Source organism: Sphingobium sp. B11D3D (assembly GCF_025961755.1).
Taxonomy (GTDB): Bacteria; Pseudomonadota; Alphaproteobacteria; order Sphingomonadales; family Sphingomonadaceae; genus Sphingobium.
This window is the reverse complement of the sequence record NZ_JAOQOG010000001.1, coordinates 2347519-2362667: the sequence shown is the minus strand read 5'-3', so window position 1 is coordinate 2362667 and position 15149 is coordinate 2347519. Positions and strand designations below refer to the sequence as shown.

At 64.3% G+C, this 15149-nt stretch carries 11 protein-coding genes and 2 tRNA genes; 3 read left to right on the top strand and 10 right to left on the bottom strand.

All coding sequences use genetic code 11. The features are described from left to right. Positions 1–94: 94 nt before the first annotated feature. The 5 genes from M2334_RS11150 to M2334_RS11130 all read right to left on the bottom strand — a co-directional run bounded on the left by M2334_RS11150 (position 95) and on the right by M2334_RS11130 (position 7309). The gene (locus tag M2334_RS11150) at positions 95–1666 is read right to left on the bottom strand and encodes an alpha-N-arabinofuranosidase (RefSeq protein ID WP_264605436.1); all 1572 of its coding nucleotides are present in this window, start codon (positions 1664–1666) and stop codon (positions 95–97) included. An 82-nt stretch (positions 1667–1748) separates the two neighbouring features. Beyond that, positions 1749–3695 carry a sialate O-acetylesterase gene (locus M2334_RS11145; protein WP_264605435.1) on the bottom strand — a complete coding sequence of 649 codons (1947 nt, stop codon included), beginning with the start codon at positions 3693–3695 and terminating at the stop codon, positions 1749–1751. An 84-nt stretch (positions 3696–3779) separates the two neighbouring features. Beyond that, positions 3780–4712 (bottom strand): Gfo/Idh/MocA family protein, encoded by a 933-nt coding sequence (locus M2334_RS11140; protein WP_264584716.1) that lies wholly within the window; start codon positions 4710–4712, stop codon positions 3780–3782. Further along, the gene (araD1, locus tag M2334_RS11135) at positions 4712–5704 is read right to left on the bottom strand and encodes an AraD1 family protein (protein WP_264605434.1); all 993 of its coding nucleotides are present in this window, start codon (positions 5702–5704) and stop codon (positions 4712–4714) included. The genes M2334_RS11140 and araD1 overlap by 1 nt, the downstream gene beginning before the upstream one ends. 72 nt (positions 5705–5776) lie before the next feature. Next, entirely contained in the window at positions 5777–7309 is a 1533-nt protein-coding gene (locus tag M2334_RS11130; protein WP_264605433.1) for an aldehyde dehydrogenase (NADP(+)), read from the bottom strand. Between the two features lie 281 nt (positions 7310–7590). Here M2334_RS11130 and M2334_RS11125 point away from each other — a divergent pair, with 281 nt between their 5' ends. Further along, positions 7591–8967, top strand: coding sequence for a cation:proton antiporter (locus tag M2334_RS11125; protein WP_264594798.1), 1377 nt, complete (start codon positions 7591–7593; stop codon positions 8965–8967). 51 nt (positions 8968–9018) lie between these two features. Here the strand turns inward: M2334_RS11125 and M2334_RS11120 are convergent. From M2334_RS11120 to M2334_RS11105, 4 genes are all read right to left on the bottom strand, one after another. Next, a tRNA-Glu gene (locus tag M2334_RS11120) sits at positions 9019–9093 on the bottom strand. Positions 9094–9258: 165 nt separating this feature from the next. After that, positions 9259–9334: transfer RNA gene (locus M2334_RS11115), tRNA-Ala, on the bottom strand. Between the two features lie 190 nt (positions 9335–9524). Further along, positions 9525–10991, bottom strand: a complete 1467-nt coding sequence (locus M2334_RS11110; RefSeq protein WP_264605432.1) for a DEAD/DEAH box helicase — start codon at positions 10989–10991, stop codon at positions 9525–9527. A 308-nt stretch (positions 10992–11299) separates the two neighbouring features. Further along, positions 11300–11692, bottom strand: coding sequence for a hypothetical protein (locus M2334_RS11105; protein WP_264605431.1), 393 nt, complete (start codon positions 11690–11692; stop codon positions 11300–11302). Between the two features lie 376 nt (positions 11693–12068). Between M2334_RS11105 and M2334_RS11100 the strand changes: the two genes are divergently transcribed. Beyond that, positions 12069–12863: a response regulator gene (locus M2334_RS11100; protein ID WP_181559218.1), complete on the top strand. Its 795-nt coding sequence runs from the start codon at positions 12069–12071 to the stop codon at positions 12861–12863. On the opposite strand, the gene M2334_RS11095 is transcribed toward M2334_RS11100, so the two are convergent. Further along, entirely contained in the window at positions 12860–14350 is a 1491-nt protein-coding gene (locus tag M2334_RS11095; protein WP_264605430.1) for a CHASE domain-containing protein, read from the bottom strand. The two genes, M2334_RS11100 and M2334_RS11095, sit on opposite strands and share 4 nt — an antisense overlap. Before the next feature lie 277 nt (positions 14351–14627). Here M2334_RS11095 and M2334_RS11090 point away from each other — a divergent pair, with 277 nt between their 5' ends. Next, complete coding sequence (locus M2334_RS11090; RefSeq protein ID WP_264569908.1) at positions 14628–15131, top strand: Dps family protein; 504 nt, start codon at positions 14628–14630, stop codon at positions 15129–15131. Positions 15132–15149: the final 18 nt, after the last annotated feature.

Sequence of the window (15149 nt, the reverse complement as noted above, 5' to 3'; positions counted from 1 at the left end):
ACGTTGCTGGAGGCTCAATTAGCGGGACTTGGGGCCTTGTGGCAACAGGAGGGCTGGCGCGGGCACGATCGTGCCTGCCCGCGCCGCTTCTACATCAGGGCTCCAGCGCGATCACCGCGACGGACTTGGCTGGCATGTCGATCGTCAGCTTGCCGCCGCGCACGCTGCCTGTAATCGGCTTGGGGCTGACGGTATTGGGGGCGGCGAAGCTGTTGATGCTGTCCACCTTGGGCGCGGTCAGCACCTCGCCGCGGGCCGAGCGAACGTTCAGCCCTGCGACGTTCACCGTCACCGGCGCCGCGCGCTGGGTGTCGACATTGGTCAGTGCCAGCCAGTATTTGCCCTGCTTGTCCTTCACGGCAACGGCATCGATGCGCGGCAGGGTGATGTCTCCATGCTGGTACGTCCCGGCCTGGAAACTGACCGGAATGAAGGTCGCATCCTGGAACGGCACATACATTTTGAAGACGTGATAGGTGGGCGTGAGCACCATCTTCTCTTCATCGGTGAGGATCATCGCCTGCAGCACGTTGATCATCTGCGCGATGTTGGTCAGCTTCACCCGGTCCGCATGGCGGGCGAAGATATTGATGTTGAGCGCCGCGATAATGGCGTCGCGCAGCGAGTTCTGCTGCTGCAGGAAGCCCGGATTGGTGCGGGGCAGGGGCTTGAGCCACACGCCCCATTCATCGACGGCGAGCGAGACCTTCTTCTCGGGATCATATTTGTCCATCACCGCCGCATTGGCCTTGATGAAGTCGTCCATCCCGAGCGTTTCCTTGACCAGTCGGGCATAGGCGCCCTCATCGAAGGCGTCGCTGGGGTAGGAGGGCGGCCAGCCGCCGGTCGTGTAGCGATGGAGCGAGAGGCTCTCGACCGACCACGCCCAGTCGTGCTGCTTCCAGGTCTTCATTACCTCTTCGGTGTAAGCGGTGTTGTCATCGCCCGGCCCGACGGCGACGCGCAGCATGGCATCGGGTTTTCCTTCGCCCTGTTCGGGGTGATAGTTGCGCACGAAGCGCGCATAGAGCTTCATCTGGTCGGCATAGAATTCAGGCCGCATTGCCCCGCCGCAGCTCCAGCTCTCATTGCCGAGGCCGAGATATTTGATCTTGTAAGGCTCGCGGTGGCCATTGTCGGCGCGCTCCTTGCCGGCCGATGTGGTGGGATCGGCGGTCATATAGGCGACCCAATCTGCCGCTTCCTTCACCGTTCCGGAGCCGACATTGACGTTGAGGTAGACCTCGGCGCCCACCTGGCCGACAAAATCCATGAACTCGTCGGTGCCGAATGCGCTGGTCTCGACCGAGCCGCCCCAGTTCGAATTGATCGAGCTGCGGCGGTTCTTGGCCGGGCCCACGCCGTCGCGCCAATGATATTCGTCCGCAAAGCAGCCGCCAGGCCAACGCACCAGCGGGGTACGAATGGCGCGCAGGGCGTTGACGACATCAGTGCGGATGCCGCGGACATTGGGGATCTTGCTATCCTTGCCGACCCACACGCCGCCATAGATGCCGGTGCCAAGATGCTCGGCAAACTGGCCGAAGATGTCGCGGCTGATCGTCACGCCCGGCTTGGTGGCGTCGATCCGCACCTCGACCGGATCGCCGGCGCGAGCCTGCGCGGCGGCGGGCGTGGTCGCGGCGGTGAAGGCCGGGATGCTCATGGCTGTGGCCAGCAGGGCCAATGTTGCAAATCTCAAAGTCTCTCTCCCCTATTTGAATGTCTTCAGTGCGAATGATCTTGTGTCAGGGCTGCGCCTCGCTGCGGATCGGCAGTTCAAAGCCGGGTACGGGCAGCGCGCGGCCATCGAACAGATTGACAATGGGGCTGTCGCTCCACGCATAGCGCGCCCGGCTGGCGGCGCGGCCATCGTCATCGAGCCACACATCCGATCCCGAGATGCGCGCCTGCGCATAGCGGCAGCTCTCCTGCGCATCGCCGCATAGCTCGAAGCCGATGGGCGCGGGAGCGCTCCATGCGGCGAGGCTGTCCTCGATGCCTGAGAAACTGATCCTGATCCGCCCCTGCGTCCGCATCGCCTGCATAGGCATTGGCAAAGGCGATCCCTGCGCGGCCATGGCAAGGCGGGCGCCGAGCAGCGCCTTATTGGCAGGGTGGATATCGGTGCGCTCGCCGATGTCGATGGCGGTCACCAGGGCGGCATTGACATCGCTGCTGACGAAGGCGCGCTGGTCCTCGCGAAGGGTCGCCCAGCCGGACACCGCCGGGGCCAGCTGCGCGGGTCCATAATTGGCAAGCTGCACCACGAGCATCCGCATGTCCTTGCCGAACTGGTGACGCCATCCTGCGGCAAGCGCGGTGAGGCGGCGGGCATAGCCGGGGACGTCCACGTCGCTCTCGCCCTGATACCAGGCAGCGCCGCGCAGGGCGATCTGCCCGAGGGGCGCGACCATGGCATTGTGCATGACGCCGAGGCCGCCATTGCCGTCCCATGGCGGGCGCGGCGGGAAGCTGGGGACGGGGGCGATGCTGTAGTGCCAGCCTTGCGCGAGCGGGATCTCAGCACCGCCTGCGATCGTCAGCTTCAGCCGTTCCGGACCGGTGGTGAAACCGCCCTTGTCCCAGCTGTTGCTGATCGCGACCATGATCTCATTATCGCCCGCGTGGAGAAACGCAGGGGGGATGGCGTAGCGGCGCGCCTCGTCCCAGCTGAACGTATTGCCCACCGCGCGGCCATTGACGAAGGTCATGTCCATGTCGTCGATGATGCCCAGTTCCAGCGTCGCGCCAGCCTTGGCCTGTGCACCGGTCAGTCGCACGGTGCGGCGCAGCCAGACGGTGCCGGTGGCATCCTTGGCGAGCCGCGTGCCGGCCCAGTCGTTCCACACGCCAATGGCGGGCACATCCTGCCAGCTGAGGATATCCGGCTTGCCCCAAGGCTCGCTCTTCTCGGCCTCGTCTCGGTACCAGCGCTCCCATTGCGGGGCGAAGGCAGTGACGGCGCCGAGCGGATCGGTGGCATGTTGGCGCAGCATCGCTAGATCGTCCTTGCCGTCCAGCGCTTCGGCGGCATCCGGCGTGAGCCAGGGTCGCAGTCGCGAGCCACCCCAGCTCGCATGGATGAGGCCGATGGGGATCTGTTGCTGCGCCCGCAACGCCTTGCCCATGAAGTAGCAGGCAGCGGAGAATTCCGGCGTCGATTGCGGCGTCGCGGCTGTCCATGCCGTCGGGCTGCCGAAGCGCGGCGCGGGCAGGCTGGCGGTCGCCTTGGGAATTTGCAGCAGGCGCAGGCCGGGATCGCCCGACTGCATCACCACCATCGGGCCGTTCAAGGCCCGTGCGAGCGGGAACTCCATATTGGACTGGCCCGAGCACAGCCACACATCGCCGACCAGCAGATCGCGCACCGTCACAGCATTGCCATCCGCGCCCGAGAGCTGAAGCGTCAGCGGTGTTTCGCTGGCCGGGCGTGGAGGGAAGTGTAGGGTGAAGGCGCCATTGGCATCCGCCGTGGCTGCGGCCTGTTCACTGCCGAGAGTGGCGCGGATTGTCTCGCCTCGGGCGGCGGTTCCCACGATGACGATAGGCTCGTCGCGCTGGATGACGGCCTGATCCGTCCAGACCGGGGAAAGCTGAGGGGCGGCCAATGCGCCGCTGGCCGTAAGCAGACAGCCGAGCGCCAGAACAGGTCGGGCATATCCCAAGCCCCGCCTCGCGCCGCACACGCTCATCGTCCTCTCCCCACTCTTTGTTGGTAGCGTTATCATGATTGGCCGATCAGGATTCGGCAACCCCTTACAGTCAGATTTTCCGGCTCAATCCTCGAAGGCTTCCACCTGCACGCGTTGGCCGCGCAGGAAACTGTCGGCGACAATGCAGAGCGGCGCGGCGTCAACATCGCTGCGCCCATCGCGCACCAGTTCGGCGAATCGAGCATAGAGGCCGGGATATTCGACATCGGGGCTCTCGACCGTGCCCTTGGGCAGGGAGAGCACAGCGCCGCCCTTCGCCAGATGCACAGTCCCGGCGTCGGTCTCTATGATGATGTCCCAGCTCTGCGGCCCGGTCTGGCGCCAGTCGAGATCCATGTGGATCGGCGTGCCGAGCGTGTCGGACAAGCGCAGATCGGCGGCGATCGGCGCCGCCCGGTTCTCGGGGAATTGCAGCGTGGCATCCTTGAGGAACACCGGGTTGGGCAGGATCTGCGTGAGGATCGAGAGGGCATTGATGCCGGGATCGAACACCCCAAGGCCACCGGGTTGCCAGATCCAGTCCTGCCCCGGATGCCACACGCGCACATCCTCGCGCCAGATGATCGACACATGCTCGATCCGCCGCTCGGCCAGCCACTGGCGCGCCGGCTCCACGCCGGCGGCATAGCGCGAATGCCAGGAGGCGAAGAGGGTGACGCCTGCCGCCTCCGCCAGACCTTGCAGCGCAATGACTTCCGACAGGGTGGCGCCGGGCGGCTTCTCGAGGAACACATGCAGACCCGCCTCGATGGCGCGGGCGGCGAGCGCATAGCGTACCTGCGGCGGTGTGCAGAGCGCGACTGCATCCACCGCCGGGCCATGGGCGATCAGCGCCTCAAGATCGCTGAAATGGGGGATATCGTCCAGGCCGGCGGGATGGCGGCTGACGGTTGCGGTCAGGGCGAAATCGGGATTGGCGGCAATGGCGGGAAAATGCTGGTCGCGCGCGATCTTGCCCACGCCTTGCAGCGCGATGCGGATGGGGCTGGCGCTCATTACAGCACGCCCGGGCTGATGCGGGTTTCTGCCATGCGCGTAAGCGGGTTGGAGACCGGCAGCGTGAAGGGAGCCGCGCTGATCTCGAACACGTCACCTTCCTGCGCGCTCACGCCATCGCTGAAGGACAAAGTGGCCGTGCCGAAGAAATGCACGTGCAGGTCACCCGGCCGGCGGAACAGCGCATATTTGAAGTGATGATGCTCGAGATTGGCGATGCTGTGGGACATGTTCGCCTCGCCCGAGAGGAAAGGCTTCTCCCAGATCACCTCATTCCCCCGGCGAATGCGGCTGGTTCCCTCGATATGGGCTGGGGAAGGGCCGAGCAGCAATTCCGGCCCGAGCGCGGCCTTGCGGAGCTTGGAGTGGGCGAGCCAGAGATAATTGTGCCGCTCGGTCACATGATCGCTGAACTCGTTGGCAAGCGCGAAGCCGAGCCGCCACGGCTTTCCGTCTGCATCGATGATGTAGATGCCGGCCAGTTCCGGTTCTTCGCCGCCATCCTGCGCGAAGGCTGGCATGTCCAGGGGCTGGTGCGGGCCGAGGAGCTGGGAGCCATCGCCCTTATAGAACCATTCCGGCTGCTGGCCGATCTGACCGGGCGCTGGCTTGCCGCCTTCCAGCCCTTCCAGAAAGATGCGCATCGAGTCTGTCAGCGTTTCGGCCTGCAGCGCCTGCTTGTGCATCTTGTCCCGCCCTTCCGCGGAGCCGAGATGGGTAAGACCGGTGCCGGTCATCAGCAGATGGGCCGGGTCTTCATGATCGATCGGCGCGAGCAATTCGCCGGCCGAGAAGGCGGCGGCGAGATCCACAGAGGCACCTTTGGCATAATGCTGCACGGTCTCCAGCAACGATTGGCGCCGGGCGAGGGCGTCCTGCGCCAGCGCTCGGATGTTGCTGCTGCCCTGCAGCAGCCAAGCCTCGTCATCCACGGCGAGAATCACGGATCGCGCGCCAGAAGGTGCCTGATGTTGCAGCAAACGCGTGGCCATTGGACGTCCTCTTCCATTCCTCATGCGCCGCGCGGGCGCCGGTTCGTGCTGTCTCGTCGGGGAGTGCCGGCCTCAGCGACCGGCGAGCAAAGTGCCATCATACAGGCGCGGGATGCCATCCCCCAGCGCGGTATCGCGCAGCGGCTCTGGCAGCACCGACTGGGCGAGATTCTGGTAGCTCACCGGCCGCAGAAAGCGATCGATGGCGAGGCTCCCCACCGAGGTGGTGCGCCCGTCCGACGTGGCCGGGAAGGGGCCGCCATGGACCATGGCGTGGCAGACCTCGACGCCCGTAGGCCAGCCATTGGCGAGGATACGCCCCACCTTGCGTTCCAGCACCGGCAGCAGCCGCGCAGCAAGCGGCTCATCCTCGGCGTCCATATGGAGCGTCGCGGTGAGCTGACCTTCGAGCGCCTTGAGGATCGCCATGACCTCGGCCTCATCGGCGCAGCGCACGAGGATGCCGCTCGCGCCGAACACCTCGTCGGCGAGATCGGGATTGGCGAGGAAAGCCTGCGCGCTGGTCTGGAACAAGATGGCGCCGCCGCTCGTGCCCTCACCGGGATCGCCACTGGCCAATGTCTCGACGGCCTCATGATCGGTTAGCGCCGCAACGCCTTTCCCATAGGCATCGCGAATGCCGGTGGTGAGCATGGTCTGTGGGGCGGCCGTTGCCACGCCCTCGGTTGCGCTGGCAATGAAGGCATCGAGCCCGTCGCCCTCCATGGCGATCAGCAGGCCCGGATTAGTGCAGAACTGGCCGGCGCCCATCGTCAGCGAGCCAACGAAGGCGGTGCCCAGCGCAGCGCCGCGCGCCTTGAGGGCTTGCGGCAGCAGCAGCACCGGATTGATGCTCGACATCTCTGCATAGACCGGGATCGGAACCGGGCGGGCCTGCGCCAACTTGACCAGCGCGAGGCCGCCAGCGCGCGAGCCGGTGAAGCCGACCGCCGTGATGCGGGGGTCTTGGACGAGCGCGGCGCCGAGTTCGTGCGACGGCCCCATGATCTGGCTGAACACGCCCGTCGGGAGATCGCAGGCCTTCACCGCCGCCGTCAGCGCCTGCGCCATCAGCGAGGCCGTGATCGGGTGGGCCGGGTGGCCCTTGACGACGACCGGGCAACCCGCCGCGAGCGCAGAGGCCGTGTCGCCACCAGCAGTCGAGAAGGCGAGGGGGAAGTTGGAGGCACCGAACACCGCCACCGGGCCGAGCGGGATCATCCGCATCCGCAGATCGGGACGGGGCAGGGGCTGCCGCTCGGGCATCGCCGGATCGACGCGCAACTGCTGCCACCAGCCTTTGCGCACGACATCGGCGAACATGCGCAGCTGTCCCACGGTGCGTCCACGCTCGCCTTCGAGCCGGGCGCGCGGCAGGCCGCTCTCGCGCATGGCGGTTTCGATCAGGCCATCGCCCAGCGCCATGATCTCCTCGCCGCAACGCTCCAGGAAGCGCGCACGATCTTCGCGGCTCGTCGCACGATAGACCTCGAAGGCCGCCTCGGCAGCAGCGCAGGCCGCGGCGACATCCTGCGGGCCGTGGACGGGAAGTGGATCACCATAAGGCGCACCGGTTTCGGCAGTGATCGAGCGGAATTCGGACATGAGGGACTCCCTTTATTACTCCGACATATGAGGCCGGGCGCGCAAAGGCAACGGGGTGCGGCTGCGCTCGGGAAGTTTTTGTATCGCCGGATTTCCGATGCCTCCCCAGCTCGCCGGACAATCTATAGGCAGCGCGTAGCCGCGTTTTGTTGGGCCAGACGCGCCAGTTGGCCATTCACAGGCGCTGCAGTCCTCGCTTCCAATGATAACGCTACCATGGTAGCTTCTGGTCAGGCGCGGGACAAGCGGGCCATCGGGGAGGACACATGGAGCAGGGCGCGATGCAGCAATCGCTTTGGGATGAATTGGGCCGCGTCTTGACGCCCCACGGCCCCGCCGTTCAATCCGCTGTGAGCTTCACGCCATCCGACTACAGCGTGCACTTCTTCCTGCAGATCGCCGTCATCCTTGTGACGTGCCGGGTGGTTGGATGGCTCGGCCGCACCTTGTTCCGGCAACCGCAGGTGGTCGGGGAAATGATCGCCGGCGTCGTGCTGGGTCCGTCGCTCTTCGGCCTGTTCGTGCCCGATCTGCAAGCCGCGATTTTCCCCAACGAAACCAGCAACGTCCTTTATGTCGGCGCGCAGCTTGGCGTAGGCCTCTATATGTTTCTGGTTGGATTGACGCTCCGGCTCGATCACGTCCGCTCGAAGGCGCGCGCCGCCGGCGCGGTGTCGGCCGCGGGCATCGCCGTGCCGTTCATGCTGGCGGCGGTGATCACCCCCTGGCTGTTGACGATCGACGGGCTGTTCACGGCCGGGGTGGGGCGGGGGAGCGCCACCTTGTTCCTCGGCGCGTGCATCGCGCTCACAGCCTTTCCCATGCTGGCGCGGATCATCAACGAGCGCGGCCTCGCCAACACGTCGCTGGGCACGCTCTCGCTGACGGCGGGCGCCTTTGACGATGCCGCCTCCTGGTGCGTGCTCGCGGTCGTGCTGGCGACCTTCGGCGCCGGGCCGGGGGTCGCGGTGATCGCCATTGTCGGCGCGCTGCTCTATGCGGGGTTCATGCTGATGTGGGGCCGTCGGCTACTCGTCCCGCTCGGGCGTTTCGTTGAGGCGGAGGGCGGCATAAGCATGACGGTGCTCGCCATCGTCCTTGCGCTGTTCAGCCTGTCGGCGTTTCTCATGGACGCGATCGGCATACACGCAATCTTCGGCGGTTTCCTGCTCGGCGCCTGTATGCCGCGCGGGCTGATTGCGCTGGAAATCAAGCGCAAGGTCGAGCCGCTGGTGGTGGTGCTGCTGTTGCCGATGTTCTTTACTTATTCCGGCCTGAACACGCGGATGGACATGGTGAACTCCGTGCCGCTGCTCCTGACGGCGCTGGCCATTCTGCTCGTCTCGGTGATCGCCAAATTCGGGGCCTGCTGGGCCGCCGCGCGGCTGGCGGGCGAGGATCATCGCACGGCGCTGGGCATCGGCGCGCTGATGAACGCCCGGGGGCTGATGGAACTCATCATCATCAACATCGGCCTGCAAAAGGGTATTATCGGTCCGACGCTGTTCGCGATGCTGGTCCTCATGGCCATCGTCACGACGGTGATGGCGGGCCCGCTGTTTGAGCTGGTCTACGGCCGGCAGGCACGGGCGCGCGGCGATCTGGCGGCGCTGGAAGAGGCAAATGGCCCATCGACCGCCATGGCCCCGGCGGAGTGACGCTGGCGCGACTAGGGGAATGCTACGCTTGATAATGTGGGAAAGTCTGAGTGGTGACCCCTACGGGAATCGAACCCGTGTTTCAGCCGTGAAAGGGCCGCGTCCTAACCGCTAGACGAAGGGGCCATCCATGTCGGTCCGTTGCGGAGCCGTCATCAGGTCCGGCGCCTATGCCGTGGGATGGCCGGAGTGGCAACCCCAAAAAGGCGGACCGGTCCACAGAAAATGCGTCTTCCCGCCGCGCGGCTTAAGCCGGGGAGGGAGCGATAGCGTGGCTGGAAGAAAAATCCCTGGTGGAGCTGAGCGGGATCGAACCGCTGACCTCGTCATTGCGAACGACGCGCTCTCCCAACTGAGCTACAGCCCCCAGGGAGGGCTGCCTATAGGCAAGGCCCGCGCCGATTGCAATCGGGTTTTGCGTGTTGGTGGCGCGTCGCGTTGCGATAGCGACCTGAGTGTCGGATCGCACCGGAATCGGCGGTTTGCGCACCGCCAGTTGGCAGGCATGGAGGCGCGCTGCGGCGTCCCCGAGCCTCCCGTCTGTATCGTCGGCAGGTTTAGTTGTTGAAGCCTACGGAGAGGAAATCCGGCATGGGGCCGTTCCATCCGTCATCCGGCTCCTGATCCGCGCGATTGCGCTGCTGCGGGGCCTTGGGACGCTCAGCGTCAGACCGGGCATCCTGTCGCCGTGGCTGGGGCTGGCGGTCCTCACGGGTCTCACGCGGCGGGCGCGCATCCTCCCGCGCGGGGCGTGCCTCGCGGGCGGGCGATTCGGTTTCAAGGTCACCCTTGGCTTCGGCGCTACGCTCACGCCGAGCGGGTGCCTTGGCAGGACGCTTGGATGCGCCTTTCGCGCCACCGCGACGATCGCGTCCGCGCCCTTCGTCCTCACCATCGTCGACGGCCTGCGTGCCCATGTCGAGGCGCGGGATCTTCGTGCCGATCAGCTTTTCGATATTCTCGACAGCTTCGGCATCGCTGTTGGTGATAAAGGTGAACGCCTTGCCGGTCGCGCCGGCACGGCCAGTGCGGCCGATGCGGTGCACATAATCGTCCGGATGCCAGGGTGCATCGAAGTTGAAGACGTGACTGACGCCTTTGATATCGAGCCCGCGCGCGGCAACGTCGGAGGCGACCAGCAGGTTGATCTCGCCGGACTTGAAGCGATCCAGCTCCGCGATGCGCGCGGCCTGATCGATATCGCCGTGGATTTCGCCAGACCGAAAGCCGTGGCGCTTGAGGCTTTTGTTCAGCTCCCGCACCATCGTCTTGCGATTGCAGAAGATGATCGCGCTCTCGGCGCTCTCGCTCCGGAGCAGCGAGCGCAGCGTCTCGCGCTTGGCCCGCTCGGCGACGGGCACGAGCATCTGCGTGATGTTGGCGCTGGCGGTTGCCGGCCGCGCTACCTCGATGGACTTGGGATTGCTCAGGAAGCGATCCGAAAGCTTCTTGATCGGCGGCGGCATCGTCGCCGAGAACAGCAGCGTCTGCCGGTTCGCGGGCAGCTTGGTGCAGATGTTCTCGATATCGGGGATGAAGCCCATGTCGAGCATCCGGTCCGCCTCGTCGATGACCAGCAGCGAACAGCCGGTCAGCAGGATGTTGCCCCGCTCGAACAGGTCCATCAGGCGACCAGGCGTCGCGATCAGCACGTCGACACCCTTTTCGAGCGCCTTGATCTGGTCGCCCATCGAGACGCCACCGATGAGCAACGCCATCGAGAGCTTGTGGTATTTGCCGTATTTCTCGAAATTCTCGGCGACCTGCGCCGCGAGTTCGCGCGTCGGCTCGAGAATGAGGCTACGCGGCATCCGCGCACGGCTGCGGCCCTGCGCCAGAATGTCGATCATCGGGAGGACGAAACTGGCCGTCTTGCCGGTGCCGGTTTGCGCGATGCCGATGATGTCCCGCATCATCAGGACGGAGGGAATTGCCTGCGCTTGAATCGGAGTCGGCTCTGAATACCCCGCCTCGCCGACGGCTTGCAGCAATTCGTTCGAAAGGCCGAGATCGGCAAAGGGCATCAGAATTCCGTGAATAGAGGGCGCGTGACTCTTGTGGATCACACGGGCAACCGCTTGCGCCATGATGAAGGCGGGCGCGGATGTCAAGATTTTCTAGGGATGCGGGCGCTCGTCGAGGCTGTGTCACGGCCCGTGTCTACGCGACCCTGGTCTGTCCGAGGCGAAGGAGGGGATCTGGCACCACCGGGCTAGCAGCATCTAAAATAGCCTGATGGTGCCAGATCTGCCCGTTAAACGAGCTATAGACGGGTTCGTTCCGGCCTTCGAAAACTTTCTCGCTTAATTTGGCAGAGAATGGTTTTCGCTTATTAACGCTCTGAAGAATCGTCTGATTCTTCAGTGTCTTGCTGCGCGCGCCATGCGAGATATCCCACCGTCGCAGCGGTCAGTCCGACGGCAACGAGCAGGGCGGGGTGGCGGCGGACGAACCGAGCGGCCGGCGAAGCCGCGAGGCCTGAGGGCTTCATGCCGGGGACATGATCGCGCACATTCTCAACGAGGGATTTCGAGCCCTTCGAAACCTTGCGCGCTGTGTCCTTCCCCAACCGGGATGCCCGGCGGCCGGCCTCGTCTGCCAGCTCCGCCAGCGTTGTTGCCCTGGCAAGACCACGCTCGGCAATATCCTCTGCGCGGGAGCGAAGCGTTATGATCACGTCGCGGCCGTCTTCCAGAGGCGTGGAACGGTTTGTGCGGATGTGCATGGCTTAACTCCTCGTGATAACCTTCCTGAACCCAACGGTGGTTCGGTCGGATGGTTCCTCTGTTCGCCGCGCGCGTACGGGCTCAGCAGAGGTAGGACGGGAGATAATGTGGGGGGGTGGTTGACCGGTTTCCGCACTTTGGGGGGTGAGGAGGAGCGGAAACCGGTCAAGTGACGCTGACATTATCGGGGGCAGACTAATGTCAATGCTGATCCTCAAATGCACCTGAATCGCGTTGGTTCCCGAGGTTTGCAAAAATAAATTTCTTGTGGGGAACCCTGTCGAAACCGTACATTCCGCGCACTTTTGGTGCTCCACCGCGTCATGCGGTGTTCTTGGTTGTGAGCGCTGGCTGAAATGCAGGAGACACGTTCATATGGCTCTATCCGACCTTATCGCGCGGCAACTTCCTTATCTGCGGCGATATGCTCGAATTCTGACGGGGTCTCAGTCGCTGGGTGACAGTTTCGTGCGGGAGCTTCTGGAGGCGGCTTTGGCCGATTCCAGCCTGCGCGAGCAAATCTCCACATCGCGGACCGGCCTGTTCAGTGCCTTCTCGCGCATCTACGCTTCCGCCGGCGCTGAGCTGTCGATGAGCGGGGGCCTTGGTTCGGATGAGGGCACGGCTGCCAGCAATCGCCTCGAACTGGTGACGCCGCTGGCACGTCAGGCGCTGCTGCTGAACGCCGTGGAAGATTTTTCGGAAAGCGAGATCGCCGAGATTCTCGACTGTCCTGAGGACGATGTTCGCGAGATGATCGACAGCGCGCTGGCGGATATCGATTCCAGCAGCCGTCTCAACGTGCTGATCATCGAGGATGAGCCGCTCATCGCCTTCCAGATCGAGGAAATCGTGACCTCTATCGGCCATGTTGCGGTGGGCACCGCTGCGACGCACGCGCAGGCGGTAGCGCTGTTCGATCAGCACCGACCGGATCTCGTGCTGGCCGATATTCAGCTGGCGGATGGCAGTTCGGGGATCGATGCGGTCAACGAGATTCTGGGCAAGTTCTCGGTCCCGGTGATCTTCATCACCGCCTTCCCGGAACGCCTGCTCACCGGCGAACGCCCCGAGCCGACCTATCTGATCACCAAGCCGTTCAGCGACGACTTCGTTCGCGCGACGATCGGGCAGGTCGCGTTCTTCGGATCAACGGCGCCGCTGCGTTAAGCGGGGCCATCCTTCCTGCGCAACTGGAACGATTTCGGTTTGCGCAGGGGGATATCGAACGTGCACATGAGGCCGCTCGACAAAAAGTCGATGCGGATCGGCGTTCCCAGCTCGTGGGCCAAAGCCCGCTCGATCAGGTTCAGGCCAAAGCCGCGCTTGACCGGCTCCACAACCGGCGGGCCGCCGCGCTCTTCCCATGATACCGAGATCTTCTCGTCTCCCACCAACCAGTGCAGATGCACTTCGCCCTGATCGGCGGACAAGGCGCCATATCGTGTCGCGTTGGTGAGCAGCTCGTGCAGTGCCAAGCCGATGGACAGCGCATCGTTGGGCGAGATTAGCACATTGGGGCCATCGGACACGATGCGGCCGCGGGCGTGGCCATGCGATCCCAATTGCGTCTCAATCAACGCCTTGAGGTCCGTTGGCCCCCATTGCGCGCCATCCAGCAAAGAGTGGCTGGCGGCTAACGCGCGCACTCGCTCCATCAGATTGTCGGCAAAGCTGTTAATGTCGGTCGCGTTTCGACGGGTCAGGGCGATGATTGACGTGACGTTGGAGAGCGAGTTCTTCACCCGGTGATTGAGTTCGCGCACGAAGGCGGCGCGTTCCGCCTCGCGCTCGGCCTGCGCATTGACGAGCGCGACGAGATCCTCGTTGCGGCGCTGCACGAGCAGGATGTACGCGAGCAGCAGCATCGAAAAGGAGACGCCGCCGACCAGCACGACCAGTGTGAGGGGGTAGAGCCAGTGCTCACCGGCCGGATAGAAGCGCACGGACCATTGCTGATCGAACAGGGAGAAGCGCTGCTCCAGCGGCCTTTCCACCCTCTCGCTGTCGCCGGCTGCAAAGATGCGCTCCTGCCCGTCGGGGGTGGTATCGAAAATCTCGATCCGGCCGGTTTCCAACAAGGACGGTTTCACGGCAGCGCGAATGAATTCCTCGACCCGAATGGCGCCATAGATGAAGCCATTGACTGGTCCCTCATCATTCTGCGCGACCGGCAGCAGCACGACGATGCCGGTGTTGTGGTCCGCCTTCTCGTCGATCTTCAGCTTGACCGGGTCTGTCGCTGCCATGGAGCGGGTGCGCAGCGCGCGGTCGATCGCGGCGGCGCGCCGTGCGTCGCTATGGATGTCGAAGCCAAGAACGCGGCGATTGGCCAGGGAATTGGGCTCGACGATGGTGATGATATACATCGCCTGCTTCGACGGTGCGGGAGCAGGGTTGACGGCGAAGTTCTCATAACCCGCTTCTTGCATGCTTGACGTCAGGCCCGGAAGTTCCGCGGCCGTGGTGTGGCGCGCCCAGCCAATAGCCACGACACCCGTAAAATCATAATCCTGGCGCAGCCGGGTGATGAAGTCGCGAAAGAACTCGGGGCTGACCCCGTCTGCGCTGAGAAAGAGCGCGCTGGTGGCCTGGAAATAGGCGGAACTGGCGGCTGCCTGCCGCTGCAGAGCGGCTACGATCTCCCCGGCCTGCATGACGGCGGCCGCTCGCCGCGTCCGCTCGGACGCGACTTCGACAGACCACGCGCTGGCCCCAACAAGCGTAAGCGAAAACAGGAAGACCCCGATCGGCGTCGCCCGGGGATACTCTCTTAACCAGCTATCGAAGCGTCGCTTGGCACGTTTGCCAATATCCCAATTCACCATGAACCCAAATTACCAAAGAGGTGCCAAAGCGCCGTGATCCGTTAGATCGGAACTCTTTCCCCTTGGGATCGTTCCCCCACTCGTACGCCCCCAGCGGAGATCAGTGATGGCGAATAGCGCCCTGAATGCAAAGCCGAAAGATGCGGCCTTCAACACCGGGATCGATCGGCAGAATGTCGATGCGATTGCCGACAAGCTTGCCGATGCTCTGGCTGACAGTTTCTCGCTGTATCTCAAGACGCTGGGTGTGCATTGGAACATCGTCGGGCCGAGCTTCTTTGGTCTGCACAAGCTGACCGAAGCCCAATATGAGGATCTGGCGCTGGCCATCGACGCGCTGGCGGAGCGCATTCGGGCGCTTGGCCACATCGCTCCTGCAGCCTTTGGCGACTACGCCGAGCGCAGCGTGGTGGAGAGCAGCAAGACGGTCCAGTCCTCCGCCGAGATGATTGATGCGCTGATCAAGGATAACGAAGCGGTCGCCAGGCGTCTTCGCGAGGCTGTCGCGGTCGCCGAAGAAGGCGACGATGTCTTTAGTGCAGACATGTTGACAGCTCGCATCGGAAAGCATGAGGAAAATGTCTGGATGTTGCGCGCTGTCGCGGCGTGAGCTGCGCTCCGGAACGCA

Bases quoted from the DNA above. Each gene is read 5' to 3' on its own strand.
- araD1 (WP_264605434.1), bottom strand. From the start codon at position 5,704: ATGGCCACGCGTTTGCTGCAACATCAGGCACCTTCTGGCGCGCGATCC.
- M2334_RS11095 (WP_264605430.1), bottom strand. From the start codon at position 14,350: ATGCAGGCCGGGGAGATCGTAGCCGCTCTGCAGCGGCAGGCAGCCGCC.
- M2334_RS11140 (WP_264584716.1), bottom strand. From the start codon at position 4,712: ATGAGCGCCAGCCCCATCCGCATCGCGCTGCAAGGCGTGGGCAAGATC.
- M2334_RS11145 (WP_264605435.1), bottom strand. From the start codon at position 3,695: ATGAGCGTGTGCGGCGCGAGGCGGGGCTTGGGATATGCCCGACCTGTT.
- M2334_RS11105 (WP_264605431.1), bottom strand. From the start codon at position 11,692: ATGCACATCCGCACAAACCGTTCCACGCCTCTGGAAGACGGCCGCGAC.
- M2334_RS11090 (WP_264569908.1), top strand. From the start codon at position 14,628: ATGGCGAATAGCGCCCTGAATGCAAAGCCGAAAGATGCGGCCTTCAAC.
- M2334_RS11125 (WP_264594798.1), top strand. From the start codon at position 7,591: ATGCAGCAATCGCTTTGGGATGAATTGGGCCGCGTCTTGACGCCCCAC.
- M2334_RS11100 (WP_181559218.1), top strand. From the start codon at position 12,069: ATGGCTCTATCCGACCTTATCGCGCGGCAACTTCCTTATCTGCGGCGA.
- M2334_RS11150 (WP_264605436.1), bottom strand. From the start codon at position 1,666: ATGAGCATCCCGGCCTTCACCGCCGCGACCACGCCCGCCGCCGCGCAG.
- M2334_RS11110 (WP_264605432.1), bottom strand. From the start codon at position 10,991: ATGCCCTTTGCCGATCTCGGCCTTTCGAACGAATTGCTGCAAGCCGTC.
- M2334_RS11130 (WP_264605433.1), bottom strand. From the start codon at position 7,309: ATGTCCGAATTCCGCTCGATCACTGCCGAAACCGGTGCGCCTTATGGT.